19 protein-coding genes are annotated in these 15,710 nt (G+C 72.7%); 7 read left to right on the top strand and 12 right to left on the bottom strand.

The window, feature by feature from the left end; genetic code table 11:
• The first annotated feature begins 54 nt into the window (after window positions 1–54).
• Complete coding sequence (locus JOD65_RS13300; protein ID WP_191197143.1) at window positions 55–636, top strand: LysR substrate-binding domain-containing protein; 582 nt, start codon at window positions 55–57, stop codon at window positions 634–636.
• A 34-nt stretch (window positions 637–670) separates the two neighbouring features.
• Window positions 671–1,738, top strand: coding sequence for an NAD-dependent epimerase/dehydratase family protein (locus JOD65_RS13295; RefSeq protein WP_191197144.1), 1,068 nt, complete (start codon window positions 671–673; stop codon window positions 1,736–1,738).
• On the opposite strand, the gene JOD65_RS13290 is transcribed toward JOD65_RS13295, so the two are convergent.
• The 5 genes from JOD65_RS13290 to JOD65_RS13270 all read right to left on the bottom strand — a co-directional run bounded on the left by JOD65_RS13290 (window position 1,716) and on the right by JOD65_RS13270 (window position 5,044).
• On the bottom strand, window positions 1,716–2,537 hold the full coding sequence (locus JOD65_RS13290; protein ID WP_191197145.1) for a hypothetical protein: 822 nt from the start codon (window positions 2,535–2,537) through the stop codon (window positions 1,716–1,718). The two genes, JOD65_RS13295 and JOD65_RS13290, sit on opposite strands and share 23 nt — an antisense overlap.
• Before the next feature lie 31 nt (window positions 2,538–2,568).
• The gene (locus JOD65_RS13285; protein ID WP_191197146.1) at window positions 2,569–2,721 is read right to left on the bottom strand and encodes a hypothetical protein; all 153 of its coding nucleotides are present in this window, start codon (window positions 2,719–2,721) and stop codon (window positions 2,569–2,571) included.
• A gap of 68 nt (window positions 2,722–2,789) precedes the next feature.
• Window positions 2,790–3,293: a P-loop nucleotide/nucleoside kinase family protein gene (locus tag JOD65_RS13280; RefSeq protein ID WP_191197147.1), complete on the bottom strand. Its 504-nt coding sequence runs from the start codon at window positions 3,291–3,293 to the stop codon at window positions 2,790–2,792.
• Window positions 3,294–3,344: 51 nt separating this feature from the next.
• Window positions 3,345–3,524, bottom strand: coding sequence for a hypothetical protein (locus JOD65_RS13275; protein WP_191197148.1), 180 nt, complete (start codon window positions 3,522–3,524; stop codon window positions 3,345–3,347).
• Between the two features lie 122 nt (window positions 3,525–3,646).
• Window positions 3,647–5,044, bottom strand: coding sequence for an HNH endonuclease signature motif containing protein (locus JOD65_RS13270; RefSeq protein ID WP_191197149.1), 1,398 nt, complete (start codon window positions 5,042–5,044; stop codon window positions 3,647–3,649).
• Window positions 5,045–5,220: 176 nt separating this feature from the next.
• Between JOD65_RS13270 and JOD65_RS13265 the strand changes: the two genes are divergently transcribed.
• Complete coding sequence (locus JOD65_RS13265; protein WP_191197150.1) at window positions 5,221–5,691, top strand: GNAT family N-acetyltransferase; 471 nt, start codon at window positions 5,221–5,223, stop codon at window positions 5,689–5,691.
• A gap of 48 nt (window positions 5,692–5,739) precedes the next feature.
• Here the strand turns inward: JOD65_RS13265 and JOD65_RS13260 are convergent, their stop codons facing one another.
• The 5 genes from JOD65_RS13260 to JOD65_RS13240 are packed head-to-tail and all read right to left on the bottom strand — an operon-like array spanning window position 5,740 to window position 10,486.
• Window positions 5,740–6,288: a nucleosidase gene (locus JOD65_RS13260; RefSeq protein WP_191197151.1), complete on the bottom strand. Its 549-nt coding sequence runs from the start codon at window positions 6,286–6,288 to the stop codon at window positions 5,740–5,742.
• Window positions 6,281–6,946, bottom strand: a complete 666-nt coding sequence (locus JOD65_RS13255; protein ID WP_191197152.1) for a sulfotransferase — start codon at window positions 6,944–6,946, stop codon at window positions 6,281–6,283. The genes JOD65_RS13260 and JOD65_RS13255 overlap by 8 nt, the downstream gene beginning before the upstream one ends.
• A gap of 1 nt (window position 6,947) precedes the next feature.
• The gene (locus JOD65_RS13250) at window positions 6,948–8,384 is read right to left on the bottom strand and encodes a GuaB1 family IMP dehydrogenase-related protein (protein ID WP_191197153.1); all 1,437 of its coding nucleotides are present in this window, start codon (window positions 8,382–8,384) and stop codon (window positions 6,948–6,950) included.
• Between the two features lie 11 nt (window positions 8,385–8,395).
• Window positions 8,396–9,013 carry a hypothetical protein gene (locus JOD65_RS13245; RefSeq protein ID WP_191197154.1) on the bottom strand — a complete coding sequence of 206 codons (618 nt, stop codon included), beginning with the start codon at window positions 9,011–9,013 and terminating at the stop codon, window positions 8,396–8,398.
• A 33-nt stretch (window positions 9,014–9,046) separates the two neighbouring features.
• Window positions 9,047–10,486: a pyridoxal phosphate-dependent decarboxylase family protein gene (locus tag JOD65_RS13240; protein ID WP_204811163.1), complete on the bottom strand. Its 1,440-nt coding sequence runs from the start codon at window positions 10,484–10,486 to the stop codon at window positions 9,047–9,049.
• 97 nt (window positions 10,487–10,583) lie between these two features.
• Here JOD65_RS13240 and JOD65_RS13235 point away from each other — a divergent pair, with 97 nt between their 5' ends.
• Window positions 10,584–10,871 (top strand): YiaA/YiaB family inner membrane protein, encoded by a 288-nt coding sequence (locus tag JOD65_RS13235; RefSeq protein ID WP_191197155.1) that lies wholly within the window; start codon window positions 10,584–10,586, stop codon window positions 10,869–10,871.
• 113 nt (window positions 10,872–10,984) lie between these two features.
• On the opposite strand, the gene JOD65_RS13230 is transcribed toward JOD65_RS13235, so the two are convergent.
• Both JOD65_RS13230 and JOD65_RS13225 read right to left on the bottom strand, forming a co-directional pair.
• Complete coding sequence (locus JOD65_RS13230) at window positions 10,985–12,202, bottom strand: acyl-CoA dehydrogenase family protein (RefSeq protein WP_191197156.1); 1,218 nt, start codon at window positions 12,200–12,202, stop codon at window positions 10,985–10,987.
• Window positions 12,202–13,572: an acyl-CoA dehydrogenase family protein gene (locus JOD65_RS13225; protein WP_191197157.1), complete on the bottom strand. Its 1,371-nt coding sequence runs from the start codon at window positions 13,570–13,572 to the stop codon at window positions 12,202–12,204. The genes JOD65_RS13230 and JOD65_RS13225 overlap by 1 nt, the downstream gene beginning before the upstream one ends.
• Before the next feature lie 87 nt (window positions 13,573–13,659).
• Between JOD65_RS13225 and def the strand changes: the two genes are divergently transcribed.
• From def to JOD65_RS13210, 3 genes are read left to right on the top strand one after another with little or no spacing between them, the layout of a single operon-like run.
• On the top strand, window positions 13,660–14,289 hold the full coding sequence (def, locus tag JOD65_RS13220) for a peptide deformylase (RefSeq protein ID WP_191197158.1): 630 nt from the start codon (window positions 13,660–13,662) through the stop codon (window positions 14,287–14,289).
• A 5-nt stretch (window positions 14,290–14,294) separates the two neighbouring features.
• Window positions 14,295–15,089, top strand: a complete 795-nt coding sequence (locus JOD65_RS13215) for a TrmH family RNA methyltransferase (protein WP_191197159.1) — start codon at window positions 14,295–14,297, stop codon at window positions 15,087–15,089.
• A 15-nt stretch (window positions 15,090–15,104) separates the two neighbouring features.
• Window positions 15,105–15,710 (top strand): DedA family protein, encoded by a 606-nt coding sequence (locus JOD65_RS13210; protein WP_307821152.1) that lies wholly within the window; start codon window positions 15,105–15,107, stop codon window positions 15,708–15,710.

Below are 15,710 nucleotides of genomic sequence, written 5' to 3'. Positions count from 1 at the left end.
GGATGAGGTGAGCGGCTCCCGCGGTGCGTCGGCCCGCCGCCTAGGCTCGGTCCCATGAGCATCCCCCTGCGCATCGGCTTCGTCACCGGCGCGACCCCCGACAAGTGGGCGCGCCACTGGCGCGACCGCCGTCGCGAGCCTCTGGTGCTCGTGCCGGTGACGGAGGCCGACCAGCTCGACGGCGTGCGCGACGGGAGCCTCGACATGGCGCTCGTACGCCTCCCCGTCGACCGTGACGGGCTGCACTGCGTCCGTCTCTACGACGAGCTGCAGGTGGCGGTGGCCTCACGCGACCACGTGCTCGCCGCCGCCGACGAGGAGGTCACGACCGGGGACCTCGACGACGAGCAGCTCGTCCGCCCCCACCCGAGCGGCTGGACGCCCACGGCCGACCAGCTCGACTGGCCGCCGATGAGCGAGCAGGACGCGATCGAGACGGTCGCCGCCGGCACCGGCGTCGTCGTCGTACCCATGTCGGTCGCGCGGCTCCACCAGCGCAAGGACGTCGTGACCCGCGTCGTCACCGACCTCGAGCCCACCACGATCGCACTGGTCTGGCTCGTGGACCGGGACGACGACGTCACCCAGGCGTTCGTCGGCGTCGCCAAGGGGCGGACGGCGAACACCTCGCGCTGAGTCTGCGCGGCCCGCGACGGGGTACAGGTCGCGCATGCGCATCGTCATCACGGGAGCCACCGGCAACGTCGGCTCCGCCCTGGTCCGACGGCTGGTCGAGGACGGCGGGCACGAGCTCGTCGGGGTGGTCAGGCGCCCACCTGCGAGCGAGGTGTCGTTCCCCGCAATGGAGTGGGTGGCCCTCGACCTCACCGACGACGCGGACGCGGAAGCGCTGCACGCCGCCTGCGAGGGCGCCGACGCCGTCGTGCACCTCGCGTGGGGCTTCCAGCCCTCGCACCGCGAGGCCCACCTGCGCGCGCTCGGCGTCGGCGGCACCGGGCGAGTCATCGATGCCGTGGTGGCCACCGGCGTGCCGCACCTCGTGCACATGTCGTCGGTGGGCGCCTACTCCCCCAAGCAGGACGACACCCCGGTCGACGAGACGTGGCCGACCAACGGCGTGCCGACGTCGATGTACAGCCGGCACAAGGCCGCCGCCGAGCGGCTCCTCGACGAACTGGAGGTCGACGCCCCCGACGTGACCGTCACCCGCGTGCGTCCCGGCATCATCGGCCAACGCAGCGCCGGCAGCGCCCTGCTGCGCTACGGACTGCCCGCCCTCGTCCCGGCCGCGCTGCTCCGGCACGTGCCGGTGCTGCCCATCGACTCGGGGCTCGTGATCCCGATGGTGCACGCCGACGACGTCGCCGACGCCCTGTCCCGGGTGCTCGACGCACGAGCGCCTGGTGCGTTCAACCTGGCCGCCGAGCCGCCCGTCACCGCCCAGGACGTGGCCGACACCCTCGGCGCCCGGCTCGTCCACGTCCCGTCCGCTGCCGTGCGCGCCGCCGTGTCGGCGAGCTGGCACGCGCGGGTGCAGCCCCTCGACCCCGGCTGGATCGACATGGCCTACGCAGTGCCGCTGCTCGACACGACCCGCGCGCGGACGGAGCTGGGCTGGGCGCCGTCGACGGACGCGACGTCGGTCCTGGCCGAGACGCTCGCCGGCATGCAGGACACCGCCTCGTCAGGGACGCCCGTCCTCCGACCTCGCACCGTCACCGGTGGCCTGGCCCGCGCCTTGCGTCGTGGTCCGGTCAGCTCTCGGCGGGCGCCGTGAGCAGCACCCGCGTCGCCGCCGGGACGAACCCGGCAGCGGCCAGACGAGCCGCCTCCTGCTCGTCACCGCTCGCCGCGAGAACTGTGACGTGGCGCGCGTGGCGGCGCGCCTCGACCGCTGTCGCACCGAACGCGGCCTCCACGTACGCAGCCTCGCCTCCGGGCGCGTAGCACGCTCCCATCCGCACCGTGTCCGCGAGCACGCGGCTGCGGCTGCACATCGCGACCGGATCGCCGTCGACCTCCCACAGCACCAGTCCACCGGCGGCGAGCGGGTCGTCGACGACGTACGCCCGGTCGCTGGGGTCGCCGGGAAGACCCGCCATCAGTGCGTCGAACCACTCGTGGAGCATCGGCTCGTCAGCCGGCCCCGCGATGCGCGGGCGACCCGCGCAGGAAGGCGCCGCCGACCGCCCTTCGAGCACGTGCACCGTGAAGGACCGCGCGGGCGTCAGCCGGGTGCCGGTCACCGCCCAGGCCTGAACGACGTCATCGGCGACCACGCCCGGCACGCCCACGGCGTCCGCGCTGCTCTCGGGCAGCGCCACCAGCTCGTCGAGCGCAGCGCGAGGCATCCGCGTGAGGAGCGGGTTGTGCCGGGGCGCCCGGACGTACGCCCCGCGCACGACGCCGGAGACGTCGCTCCACCAGCCGCACTCGAGCCCCGCGGGCGCGGTGTCCGTCACGAGGAGGTGGGCGACCTCGGCCAGCAGCGGAGCGTTCTCGACCGGTTGCTCTCCCAGCCACGGCCCCGCCCGGCGCCAGAGCTCGGCCGCGTCGGTCGTCTGCGTCCACGCCACGCCCGATCGTCCCACGGGCAGGCGGCGTCCCTCAGGAACCGAGGACCGACGCCAGCACCATGATCCCGACAATCAGCAACAGGAACGGCAGCAGCACCCAGAAGTACCGGGTGTCGATCCACTTCTGCTTCGCGTCGGGGTCCCACGGACCCTGCGGACGGTCGCTCCCGGGATTGATGATCATGGGCGCACCCTTGCACAGGTGCGGACACGTCAGGTGCCGGAGCGACGACGACTCGCCCGTTCCGCGGCTCAGCCGTGGAGAAGCGTCCTGCACGATGTCGCAACCTCCGCGACGTCCACGGGGGCGGACGTGTCGACGTCGAGGACCGGGCCCAGCCCCAGCGGAGCGACCTCGTCGCCCCACAGCTCGAGGGGCGAGCGGCGATCGTCGAGGTGGCGCGCGTCCCGGGTCCGCCCGGCGTAGCGGTGCTGTGCCGTCGCGAGCGGCACCCGGCACCGCACCTCGACGACCGGCCCCGGCAGAGCACGCGTGAGCACCTCGGCGTACGGGTACCAGGTGCTGTCGACCACCGCACCGGGGCACCCCCGTGCTGCTGCCAGCACCGCGAAGACCGCCGCCCGCCCGAGACGGCGGGTCTCCTCGACGTCGGCGGGGGCACCGAGCGCGTCCATCAGAGCCTCCTTGACCTCGTCCTTGGCCAGCAGAGGCATGCCGAGCTCGGCGGCGAGCGCGCGCGACAGCGTGGTCTTGCCTGACCCCGGCCAGCCGCCGACGAGCACGAATCCACGCACGTGCCCAGCCTGCCACCGCGGCCGGCGGGTCGCCGCGAGTCCCAGCCCTCGCTAGAGGCCGCGCTCCTGGTTCCGACGCACCTGCTCGATCGCAACCAGCCCGAGCAGCCCGCCGGCCAGCGGCACGAAGCTTCGCAGGGTCACGCCGTCGGTGACGAGATTGGTGAAGAAGAAGAACACACCGAGCCCGATCACGGACAGCTGGAGGATCCTGCGCTCGCCCGTCGTCACGGCTGTCCGCCGTAGTAGATGACTCCAGCCACGCCCAGGAGGACCATTGCCTGCGCGTAGGCGTCAATCGTGGACGTGCCTGTGGCCCCGCTACCTGGTGGGTGGCGGGGTGCGGGGCGGGGTCATGGTCGGCGCGGTCGCGGAATGCCGGGCGGATCGGGTGGGTCGATCGCGGTGGTGCCGTGGCGGTCGCGTCGGTAGCGGTTGCCGTGCGGTGACGTCCACTCGAACGTCCCGGGCTCAGTCATCTGGTAGCGCCAGGTGGTGTTGGTCTTGAGGCGGTGGTGGAACCTACAAAGGGCGGCGAGGTTGGCCGTCCGGGTGGGGCCCGGCTGTGGCCGGCCTTCCGCCTCTGCGGCATGGTCGTACTCGTCGACGTGGTCGACGTCGCAACCCCGGGCCGGACGGGTGCACCACGGGAACACGCACGTCGTGTCGCGGAGGATGACCTGCTCCCGGATCCGGTCCGGCACCCCGTACGCCGGGGTCGAGAGGTCGGCGTTGAGGTCGATCACCGGCTTGACCGTGACCTTGGTCCGCGAGTCCGAACACCAGCCGCGGATCTGGTCGAGGAGCACCAGCCGCTGGCCTTCCTCCATCCGCCCGGTCGGACCGAACACGGTCGCCAAGCCGTCGAGGGACGCGTCGAAGTGGGCGTGCAGCACGACCTCGCGGGCGGCGGGCAGGTGCTGGGGGTCGGCTCCCGACCCGGCGAGGTCGAGCGCGGTCTGGGTGCGAGCCAGGTCACCGAGGGCAGCAGAACGGCGCGCGTCCAGCGACATGTCGGACCCGAGGGCCTTCAGGCTGGCCGCGCCGTGGGCAAGCGCCCGGTCGAGGTCGAGGGCGTCGGCGATGTCGAGCTCGGCCTCGAGCCGCATGGTCCCGGCGTAGTGCACGTCGTCGTCGTGGATCGTGGCGTGGCGGGGGTCGACGTGGAGGTAGCCGTCCTCCGGATCGTCAGCCGGGTCCACGTCGGCGAGGTCGTGGCGCTTGATCGTCTCCGCGACGAGCCGGTCCAGCTGGGCAGGGCCGACTCGACCGGCGACGGCGGCGACCTGGGCATCCACGAACGCCGCGGCTTCGCGGGTGAGGGCGGGGGTGGTGTGGATGGTGACCTCCGCGACCGCGCGCGCCCGCCATGCGGGGACCCGCCCGGCCTGGGTCTGCGCCCACAGTCGCGGCAGGCGGTGGCGGAGCTCGAGGGCGTGGCCGACGAGCTTCTTCGCCGCCGTCGTCGAGACCCCAAGGACGGTCCCGAGCTCGGCGAGGCAGAACTCCGCGACCAGCGGCGCACCCTGACCGGCGATGGGCTCCTCGTGCTCACAGCCGGGCACCGTGAACGCAGCCGCGTCGTGGATCGACTCGGGCGGGTGCAGGTCGGCCCACTGTGCAGCCAGGACCAGCTGGGCCGCTGCTGCGCGTTCCTCATCAACGCGTTGGGCACGGATCGCCGACAGCACGGCGGAGGCGGTGAGGTCCTCGACCTCACCCGCCTCCAGCATCGTCAACGATCCGCTCATGTGTTCGACCCTAGCCGTGGGGTACGACAGTGGCACGTGGCCGAGCGGCGCCTGTACACACCCTCGCTGGGCGGGCCACTTGACCGGTTCCGGGTCGCATGCGGCATGAGCGGGCGCGTGCCGAATGCTCCTGTGATCGGCCCGTGTCGACGTCGGTGGCTTGTAGCCTTTCTCGGGTGGGCACCGGACTGGAGATGGCGGAAGTCCACGCTGCCTCTCCATGGATGCCCGACCTGGTGAGCCTGTTCACCTGCTACCGACGGCACTACGGTCAGCCGGAGGACGCGGGTGACGTCCGTGACTGGCTGGCATCACAGCTCGCCAGTGGTGGCCTTCGTGGATTCCTCGCACGTCGCGACGGCGCGCCCAGAGGGATGGCGCTCGTCGCACCGACCCCCGCTTCCTTGCTGCTCGGGCACTTCTGGCAGCTCCGGGACCTGTACGTGGCGGATCGCCACCGTCGCGAAGGCGTCGGCCGTGCGCTCCTGGCCCACGTTCGGGACGCTGCTGCTGCCGATGGGGCGCTCCGCGTGTCCTTGACCACGGAGGCTGACAACACCGGCGCCTTGACCCTGTACAGGCAGTTCGGGTTCGAGCCTGTCGACGGCTACACGTCGATGTCCTTGAAGACTGAGACCTCCGGTTGACCTGCAGGTGACCATCCCGGGCGTGTGGAGTGCCACCGCCCGCGCCCCTCAGACCTGGGTGCGCAACCACTCCCCCAGCGCGAGTGCGGAGACCTCGACCATCGAGGCCCAGTCGAGGGCGGACTCGTCGGCGGAGTCGGAGACGTGCTTGACCAGCCGCACGGGCACGCCGGCCTCGCGGGCCGCCCAGGCGACGGCGTACCCCTCCATGTCGACGAGGTGCGCGCGCTCGGCGAGGGCGTCGCGGACGGCGGGGTCGCTGACGAAGACGTCACCGGTGGCGAGGACGACGTCGGACCCACCCACCTCGAGGCGCTCCTGCGGGTCGTAGCCGAGCGCTCGGATCAGGTCGGCGCTGATGTCGTGGTTGAGCACCGTGCCGGGCTCGAACAGCCCGGTCAGGCCAGGACGCAGCGCTCCGGCGGTGCCGATGTTGACGACCGTGAGGCCGGCGAGGTCGTCGTACGACGCCAGCGCGCGGGCGGTCGCGGCGGCGGCCGCCGTCTTGCCGAGGCCGGTGATGACGAGCGGTAGGTCGGCGGGGACGTGGGCGGCCTCGGCGGCGGTCGCCGAGACCACCAGGACGCGGTCAGTCACGGTGGTTGCCGCGGCGCGAGTGCGGGGTCGCGAGCACGGACTCGACCCGGTTCTGGTCGTAGACCTCGCCCAGCCAGTCGAACAGCCCGCGCAGCACCTCCGGGTCGGCGACGTAGTCGTCGTAGTGGACGCGGTAGGCGGCGTCGCCCAGCCCGGCCACCGTGGCGAGGATCTTGTCCTCGATCGCCCGGACCTGCGCCAGCGGGTCGTCCTTGTGGGTCCAGTAGTTGCTGGCCGCGACGTCCTCGAGGTTGCGCGTGTTGACCACGAAGCGGGCGCCGGGGAAGACCTGGCGCAGGAACTCGACGTAGTCCGGCAGGTCCTCGTCGTACCAGCGGATCTCCTTGTAGCCGGTGACCCTCGTGTCGTGCTCCGGACGCAGCAGCGTCGCCTCCGCCAGCGAGCGGATGTGCTGCAGGGAGGCCGCCTCCGGGAACGCCTCGATGCCGAACCACGGGTGCGTCGGCTGGCTCGCACGGGCCGGGTCGACGCGCGCCCGCTCGGCCATGCCGCTGCGGTGGAAGTCGTAGAGGTGCCGCATGGCGTGGCGGTTCTCGCCGCGCAGCAACCAGCCGGGGATCGAGTTGAGGATGCCCATCAGCAGGGTCGAGCCCGACCTGCCGTACGTCATCACGAACACATGGCGCAGCTCGTGCACGTCACCACGACTTCTCGAGCGGGCGGCCCTCGTGGAAACCGGCAGCGGACTGGACACCCACGAGCGCGCGCTCGTGGAACTGCGCGAGGTCGGTCGCACCGGCGTAGGTGCAGGCCGACCGGACGCCGGAGCAGATCTGGTCGATGAGGTCCTCGACGCCGGGGCGGTCGGGGTCGAGGTACATCCGGGAGGACGAGATGCCCTCCTCGTAGAGGCCCTTGCGGGCGCGGTCGTACGACGACTCCCCCGATGTGCGGTTGGCGACGGCCCGGGCCGAGGCCATCCCGAACGACACCTTGAACGGGCGGCCGTCCGCGTCGAGCATCAGGTCGCCGGGCGACTCGTGGGTGCCGGCGAACCAGGAACCGATCATCACGGACGAGGCGCCGGCGGCCAGCGCCAGCGCGACGTCGCGCGGGTGGCGCACGCCTCCGTCGGCCCACACGTGCTTGCCGAGCTCGCGCGCGGCGGCGGCGCACTCGTGCACAGCGGAGAACTGCGGCCGGCCGACGCCGGTCATCATCCGCGTGGTGCACATCGCGCCGGGTCCGACGCCGACCTTGACGATGTCGGCGCCGGCCTCGATGAGCGCGCGGGTGCCCTCGGCGGAGACGACGTTTCCGGCGGCGATCGGGACGTCGGGCGACAGGGCGCGCACCGCCTGCAGGGCCTGGACCATCCGGTCCTGGTGGCCGTGGGCGGTGTCGACGACCAGGCAGTCGACGCCGGCCGCGAGCAGCTCGGCGGCCCGGTCCGCGACCTCTCCGTTGACGCCGACCGCGGCCGCGATCCGCAGGCCTCCGGACGGGTCGACGGCCGGCGTGTAGAGGGTGGCGCGCAGGGCGCCGAGCCGGGTCAGCACGCCCACCAGCTCGCCGGAGTCGGACACGGCGACCGCGAGGGGCGCCTTCGCGCGCTCGATCGCGTCGTACACCTCGCGGGGGTCGGTGCCCTCCGACACGGTGACGACGTCCTGGTTCATCACGGCCGAGACCTGGGCGAAGCGGTCGACCTCGGCGCAGTCGCGCTCGGAGACGACGCCCACCGGGCGGCCGTCCTGCACCACGACCGCCGCCTTGTGAGCCCGCTTCGGGATGAGGGAGAGCGCCTCGGCCACCGTCTGGTCGGGCCGGAGCTCGATCGGTGTGTCGAAGACGCGGTGCCGCTCCTTGACCCACCGGACCACGTCGGTGACCACCGGGATCGGGATGTCCTGCGGGATCACCGTGATGCCGCCGCGGCGGGCGACGGTCTCGGCCATCCGCCTGCCCGCGATCGCGGTCATGTTGGCGACGACCAGCGGCAGCGTCGTACCGGTGCCGTCGTCGGTGGCGAGGTCGACGTCGTAGCGGCTCGCGACCGACGAGGAGCGCGGGACCATGAAGACGTCGTCGTAGGTCAGGTCGTGGGGCGGCGTTGCGCCATCGAGGAACTGCACGTGTCTGGACTCTACGCGGCCGGCATCTTCTTCGGGCGCAGCCCGACGTCTGCGAGCTCGAGCGCTGCGAGACGTCGTACGACGTCGGGGTCGCGCTCGCGCCACGCACCCGCCGGGTCGTCGCTGACCCTCGCCAGCACGTGCATCGGCTGGTGGGCCAGCGCGCGCAGGGCGAAGAGGTCGAGGTCCTCGGACGCGTCGATGAACTTCGCGCCTGCCGTCGCCTCGCGGATGAACCGCCACCTGAGGGGCAGGTGGATCGCCGACACGATGAGGATCGGGATCAGCGCCACCGACAGGCCGAGCAGCAGCGCCAGCCGCTCGACGGCCTCGACCGTGTCGCGCCCCGCCTCGGCGAGCCCGTCGGAGGCGTCCGCCGCGCGGTCGAACGGGACCGCGAGCTCGTCGCCGACGAGCGGCGCCTCCCCGAGCCGACCGCCGGCGTCGCGGAGCTGCTCGGCCATCGACGTCGCCGCGGTGTCGGTCTGCCGGGCGGGCGCCGCCAGCTGCCCGGTGCCGTCGTGGACGGCCATCCCGATCCAGACCCAGAGCACCAGCCACACGACGAACACGACGTCGGCGACCACCTGCAGCGTGCGGCGGAGAGGCGTGTCGGCGAAGAGCTTCATGCCGCCCACCCTGCCAGTCCCGATCAGACCGGGTCAGCCCTGCGCCGACGCCGCCCGCTGCAGCGCACGCCAGGTGCGGTCGACGTCGGCCTCGGTCGTGCGCCAGCTGCCGACAGCGAGCCGGATCGCGGCCCGGCCCTCGACCGTCGTGTGCGAGAGGTACGCCTCGCCCGAGGCGTTGACGGCCTCCATCGCCGCCAGCGTCGGCTCGTCACCCGCGGTGAGCCGGAAGACCACCAGCGACAGCGACGGCTCGGTCACCATCTCGAACCGGTCGTCGGCGGCGACCAGGTCGGCGACGTGCTCGGCGAGCGCGACGCCGCTGCGGACGTGCCGGCGCAGCCCCTCCAGCCCGTAGGTGCGCAGCACCGCCCACAGCTTGATCGCGCGGAAGCGTCGGCCGAGCTGTGGGTGCCAGTCGCGGTAGTCGACGACCTCGCCCGACTCGGTGGCCGCGTTGCGGAGGTACTCCGGGAGGATCGACAGCGCGCCGGTCAGGGCGGCCCGGTCGCGCACCCAGAAGGTGCTGCAGTCGAAGGTCGTCAGCAGCCACTTGTGCGGGTTGGTGACGAACGAGTCCGCGTACTGGACGCCGGCGAGGTGGCCGCGGTGCTCGGGACAGACGGCAGCGACGCCGGCCCAGGCGGCGTCGACGTGCAGCCAGACGCCCGTGTCGCGCACGACCTCCGCGACGGCGGCGATGTCGTCCATCGCGCCGGTCGACGTGCTGCCGGCGGCGAGGTGCACCATCACCGGTCGCAGTCCGGCCTCGGTGTCGTCGGCGATCGCGGCGCGCAGCGCGTCGACGTCCATCGCCTGCGTGGCGGCGTCGACGGCGATCGTGCGGACGGCGTCCTCGCCGAGGCCGGCCATCATCGCGGCCTTCACCAGCGACGAGTGGGCCTGTGTGGACCCGTAGACCCGCCACCCGGCGTCACCGACGCCGTGACGTCGTACGTCTCCCCCGCTGGCGCGGTGCAGCGCGGACAGCAGGGCGGTGAAGGTCGCGGTGGAGGCGGTGTCCTGGATGACGCCGCCGCCCGGGCCGTCGCTGCGGAACGTCTCCGGGAGCCCGAGCGCCTCGGCGAACCAGTCGAGCACCACCTGCTCGACCTCGGTCACCGCCGGGCTCGTCGCCCAGATCATCCCCTGCGCTCCGATGCCGCTGGAGAGGAGGTCGCCGAGGATCGCGGCGGGCGAGGAGTTGGCCGGGAAATAGGCGAAGAACCGCGGGTGCTGCCAGTGGGTGAGCCCTGGAACGACGACGCGGTCGAGGTCGGCCAGCACCGCGTCGAACGGCTCGCCGTTCTCCGGGGCCGACGCCGGCAGGAGGCGCCGTACGTCGCCCGGCGCGACCTGCGCGCGGACGGGCAGGTCGTCGAGCGAGGCCCAGTAGTCGGCGATCCAGTCGATGGCGGCGTGCCCGTGGCGGCGGAATTCCTCGGGCGTCATGTGGGCTGGCTGCTCGGGCATGGGCAGAACGTACTCGGAACGGTTGAGTAGCCGTGCTCAACCGTGATCGGGTAGGTCTGCGGCTCCGGCGGGGCCTGCGGAGGACCACGGTTGACCCATGACCCCCTCGACTCCGACCAAGAACACCAACGCCTTCTTCCTGCAGGCCGGCATCTCCTTCGCCGTCGCGCTGCTGACCATGATCTTCGCGATCTTCTACCTCCCGGTCGACCCGTGGATCCGCGCCTTCCTCGGCCTCGGCACGATGTTCCTCACGACGTCGAGCTTCACGCTCGCCAAGTGCGTCCGCGACGCCCAGGAGGACTCCTACGTGGTCTCCCGCATCGACCAGGCCCGCGTCGACCGGATCCTCTCCGAGCACGACCCCTTCAAGTCGGTCTCCTGACGCACGCCGACCGGGCGCTTCCTCGCGCTACAGACAGCCGACCGGGCGCTTCCTCCCGCTACAGCGCGAGGAAGCGCCCGGTCGGCGCGTTCATGCGCGAGGAAGGGAGGAGGTCAGCGGAGCTCGGAGCTCGTCAGCCCGAGCACCCGGCGCGCGACGATCAGCTGCTGGATCTGCTGGGTGCCCTCGAAGATGTCGAGGATCTTGGAGTCACGGGCCCACTTCTCCAGCAGCTCGCCCTCGCTGTAGCCGAGGGTGCCGCACAGCTGGACGCACGACAGCGTGACGTCGGACCCGACGCGACCGGCCTTCGCCTTGGCCATCGAGGCCTCGAGCGAGTTGGGCTTGCGGTTGTCGGCCATCCATGCCGCCTGCATCATCAGCAGCTTGGCGCCCTCCCAGTCGGCCTCGAGCCGCAGGAACGTCGCCGCGGCTGCCGACTGCGACTGCGCCGGGCGGTCGTAGTCGACCACCACGCCCGCCTGCTCGAGCAGGTCGCGCGTGAGGTCGAGCGACGCGCGGGCGCACCCGACGGCCATCGCGGCGACCAGCGGGCGGGTGTTGTCGAAGGTCGCCATCGCCCCGGCGAAGCCCGACTTCGTGTCGATCTCGGGCGAGCCGAGCAGGTCCTCGGCCGGGACGCGGCAGTCGGTGAAGGTGATGACCGCGGTGTCGGAGGCGCGGATGCCGAGCTTGTGCTCGAGCCGCTCGACCTTGAGGCCGGGGTTGTCCTTGCGGACCATGAAGGACTTGATCGCTCCGCGGCCGAGGTCCTTGTCGAGCGTCGCCCAGACCACGACCGAGTCCGCGCGCTCGCCGGAGGTGACGTAGATCTTCTCGCCGTTGATGACGTACTCGTCGCCGTCCTTCACCGCCGTGGTGGTGATGCTGGCGGAGTCCGATCCGGTGCCGGGCTCGGTGATCGCCATCGCCGCCCAGGTGCCGCGGTAGCGCTCGAGCTGCTCCTCGTTGGCGACCGACGCGATCGCGGAGTTGCCGAGGCCCTGGCGCGGCATCGACAGCAGCAGCGCGGTGTCGCCCCAGCACATCTCGGCGACGGACAGGACCGAGGCGAGGTTGGCCCCGTTGCGGACCTTGCCGGTGTCGTCGTCGGCGGCGTCGTCCCGTCGTACGCCGCTCGCACCGGCGCCGCTGCTCGCCCCGGTCTCGGACACGCCGTCGATCAGCGCGGCGAGCATGTCGAGCTCCTTGGGGTACGCGTGCTCGGCGCGGTCGTACTTGCGCGAGATCGGCCGGAGCATGTTCATCGCCAGCTGGTGGGCCTGGTCGATGAGGGTCGCGTGCTTCTTGGGGGTCTCCAGGTTGATCATCAGACCAGCACCGCGCCTTCCATCACGCCGACGGCCCGCAGGTCGCGGTACCACCGTTCGACCGGGTGTTCCTTGACGAAGCCGTGCCCGCCGAGGAGCTGGACGCCGTCGAGGCCGATCCGCATGCCCTTCTCGGTGCACAGCTGACGGGCCAGCCCGACCTCGCGGGCGAAGTCCTGGCCGCGGGTGGCGCGCGAGGCGGCCTTCCAAGTGAGCAGGCGCATCGCCTGCACCTCGATGGCCATGTCGGCGACCATGAAGGCGACCGACTGGCGGTGGCTGATCGGCTCGCCGAACGCCTCACGCCCGTTGACGTAGCCCTTGACGTAGTCGAGGACCGCCTGCCCGGTGCCCACCGCCAGCGCGCACCACGCGAGGCGCGAGAGGCGGACGCACTCGGCGTACGCGATGCCGTCGGTGTCGCCGAGCAGCGCGTCTTCCCCGACCCGTACGCCGGTGAGGTGCAGGCGGGACAGCGCGGCGGCCCGCACGCCCATCGAGGGGTCGGCCTCCACCTCGAGCCCATCGGTGCCGGACTCGACGAGGAAGAGCGCCGGGATGCCGTCGAGCATCGCGGCGACCACGAAGAGCTCGGCCTCGGCTCCGCGGACGACAGCCGACTTCACCCCGTCGAGGACGAAGCCGTCGTCGTCGCGCAGGGCGGTGGTCGCGAGCTCGAAGGGGTCGAACAGCACCGTCGGCTCGGCGAGCGTCAGGGCCGCGGCAGGGACGCCAGGCCCCGAGCTGTCGGTGAACGCGGGCAGGTAGGTCTGCTGCTGGGCCTCGGTGCCCCAGAGACCGATGGCCGTGGCGACGGCGCCCGGGGCGAGGGTGGCGACGGCGAGACCCATGTCGCCCTGCGCCAGGGCCTCGGCGACGAGGGCCCCGGCCGTGGCCGAGCGCTCCTCCATGATCCCGCCGAGCTCCTCGGGGACACCGAGGACGGGCAGGCCGACGTCCTGGGCGGCGGCCAGGACCTCCGCCGGGGGCGCGCACGCCTCGTCGGCGGCGGAGGCGGCGGGGCGCAGCACCTCGGTGGCCAGCTCGCGGACCACGTCGAGGAGCATCGCCTCGTCATCGGTCGGCGTGAGGTCGAAGACGCCGCGCGACGCGGCGGTGGCGGGACGGGCCCCGGCGGTGCGCCGACCGGCGCGGGCGAAGGTCCGTCCTGCGGCGGTGGCCACCCGGAAGCCGTTGCGCGTGGTCGAGTAGACCGCGTGCTCGGCCTGCTTGCGCAGGCCCACCCGGTCGATCAGCTCGCTCTGCGCCAACCGGTTGACCGCGGCGACCGCGAGACCGATCGGGTCGCGGGTCTCCCGGGACGACAACCCGTGGCGCCCGCCCGGCCGGAGGTTGCTGATGAAGGACATGCAGACAAGGTAACTGTGAGTTACAACCATCGCCAGCACCCTGCCGCCCTGCGGGTGGTGCACCCCCCGCTGGCTAGGATCCCCCGCATGCCCGACGAGCAGCCGACCGACGCCCACCCCGGCACGGACCCCGGTGTCCAGGCGCCCCACGGCCCCCTGCCCACGGACGGCACCATCCGGCCGATCACCCGCTGGGGCACGCCGGTCATGCACCGCCCCCAGGCCGCGGTGACGGAGTACGACGACGCGCTCGCCGCGCTGGCCGCCGACATGGTGGCGACGATGTACGCCGCCGAGGGGGTCGGGCTGGCGGCGTGCCAGATCGGCGAGGACATCGCGATGTTCGTCTTCGACTGCCCCGACGACGAGGGCGTGCGCACCGTCGGCGTCGTCTGCAACCCCGTTCTCACCCTCCCGGAGGGCAAGGACCGCCGCCTCGAGGACGACGACGAGGGCTGCCTGTCCTTCCCCGGCTCCTTCGAGCCGTGTCCCCGCCCCGACTGGGCGCGCGTCGACGGCCAGGGTCTCGACGGCCGGCCGGTGTCCTTCGAGGGCGACGGCCTTCTCGCCCGGTGCCTGCAGCACGAGACCGACCACACCCTCGGCACCGTCTTCGGCGACCGTCTCTCGTCGAAGTCGCGCAAGCGGCTGACCAAGAAGCACGACGCCGCCGCCGAGGACTTCCCGCTGTCCTGGCCCGCCGACGCCGCAGGCTGACGCTGATGCATGAGCTGCGCATCACGCGGGAGAACGCGCGCTTCCAGCAGTGGGAGGCGCTCCTGACCAACCGCTCCAAGCGCCACCGCAACCGCGAGTTCCTGGTGCAGGGCGTCCGCCCGATCACCCGGGCCGTCGAGGAGGGCTGGACCGTGCGCGCCCTGCTGCGCGCCGACGGCGCCGCCTCCACGTGGTCAGACGGCCTCTGGTCGACGACCGACGCCGAACGGGTGCTGCTCTCCCCCGAGCTGCACGCCCGGCTCAGCGGTCGCGAGGAGGGGGCCGAGCTGGTCGCGGTCGTCGAGATGCCCGACGACGGTGTCGCGCGCCTGGAGGACTCGCGACGGCCGCACGGTCCCGTCGTGGTCTTCGACCGCCCCACGAGCCCCGGCAACATCGGCACCCTGGCCCGCTCGGCGGACGCCTTCGGCGCCTCCGCGCTGGTCGTCACCGGCCACGCCGCCGACCCCTACGACCCGCAGGCGGTGCGCGCCAGCACCGGTTCGCTGTTCGCCCTGACGGTGCTGCGCGTGCCCGGCCCCGGCCCCGTCGTCGAGCACGCCCACGCCCACGGCTACCGCATCGTCGGCACCGACGAGGTGGGTGGCGTCCTGGCGGACGCCGACCTGGGGGGTCGGGTGGTGATCGTGGTCGGCAACGAGACCCACGGCCTGTCCTCGGGGTGGCGGGACGCGTGCGACGAGGTCGTCGCCATCCCGATGGTCGGCACCGCCTCGTCACTCAACGCCGCCGTGGCCGGCTCGATCGTGCTCCACGAGTCGCTGCGCCAGCGCGGCTGAGGGACGGCGTACGACGTGGAGGCAGTGCTCGACTGGGTCGTGCTCGTCATGCGCACCGTCGGCTCCCCCGGGGTCGGCCTCGCCACCGCCCTCGAGACGGTGTTCCCGCCGGTGCCGAGCGAGCTGGTGCTGCCGCTCGCCGGCTACACCGCCAGCCAGGGCTACTACAGCGTCTCCGCCGCCATCGCCTGGGCGACGGCCGGCTCGTTGGTGGGGGCGCTCGTCCTCTACTGGCTCGGCGCGGCCTGGGGGCTGGAACGCATCTGCGCGCTGGCCGACCGGATCCCGCTGATGCACGCCCACGACGTCCGCCGGGCCGTGGCCTGGTTCGGCCGGCACGGGCGCACCGCGGTCTTCGTCGGACGGCTGGTGCCGGGCGTCCGCAGCCTCATCTCGATCCCCGCCGGCATCGACCGGATGCCGCTGCTGCGCTTCTGCGTCTTCACGACGGCGGGCAGCCTGGTCTGGAACGCGGCGCTGATCCTGGCCGGCTACGAGCTCGGTGAGCAGTGGCACGTCGTCGAGGGGTACGTCGGACCGGTCAGCAACGTCGTCTACGTGCTGATCGGCATCGCCCTGGTCTTCGTGGCCGCCCGACGGCTGCGGCACCGGCTGGGCTGA

The sequence above is a fragment of the Nocardioides cavernae genome (assembly GCF_016907475.1).
Classification (GTDB): Bacteria; Actinomycetota; Actinomycetes; order Propionibacteriales; family Nocardioidaceae; genus Nocardioides; species Nocardioides cavernae.
This window is presented reverse-complemented; position numbering and strand designations above follow the sequence as displayed.

What these genes read in the sequence shown, in the direction of transcription:
- JOD65_RS13300 (WP_191197143.1), top strand. Translation starts at nt 55, where the DNA reads ATGAGCATCCCCCTGCGCATCGGCTTCGTCACCGGCGCGACCCCCGAC.
- JOD65_RS13295 (WP_191197144.1), top strand. Translation starts at nt 671, where the DNA reads ATGCGCATCGTCATCACGGGAGCCACCGGCAACGTCGGCTCCGCCCTG.
- JOD65_RS13285 (WP_191197146.1), bottom strand. Translation starts at nt 2,721, where the DNA reads ATGATCATCAATCCCGGGAGCGACCGTCCGCAGGGTCCGTGGGACCCC.
- JOD65_RS13270 (WP_191197149.1), bottom strand. Translation starts at nt 5,044, where the DNA reads ATGAGCGGATCGTTGACGATGCTGGAGGCGGGTGAGGTCGAGGACCTC.
- JOD65_RS13245 (WP_191197154.1), bottom strand. Translation starts at nt 9,013, where the DNA reads ATGAAGCTCTTCGCCGACACGCCTCTCCGCCGCACGCTGCAGGTGGTC.
- JOD65_RS13240 (WP_204811163.1), bottom strand. Translation starts at nt 10,486, where the DNA reads ATGCCCGAGCAGCCAGCCCACATGACGCCCGAGGAATTCCGCCGCCAC.
- JOD65_RS13235 (WP_191197155.1), top strand. Translation starts at nt 10,584, where the DNA reads ATGACCCCCTCGACTCCGACCAAGAACACCAACGCCTTCTTCCTGCAG.
- JOD65_RS13230 (WP_191197156.1), bottom strand. Translation starts at nt 12,202, where the DNA reads ATGATCAACCTGGAGACCCCCAAGAAGCACGCGACCCTCATCGACCAG.
- JOD65_RS13225 (WP_191197157.1), bottom strand. Translation starts at nt 13,572, where the DNA reads ATGTCCTTCATCAGCAACCTCCGGCCGGGCGGGCGCCACGGGTTGTCG.
- def (WP_191197158.1), top strand. Translation starts at nt 13,660, where the DNA reads ATGCCCGACGAGCAGCCGACCGACGCCCACCCCGGCACGGACCCCGGT.
- JOD65_RS13215 (WP_191197159.1), top strand. Translation starts at nt 14,295, where the DNA reads ATGCATGAGCTGCGCATCACGCGGGAGAACGCGCGCTTCCAGCAGTGG.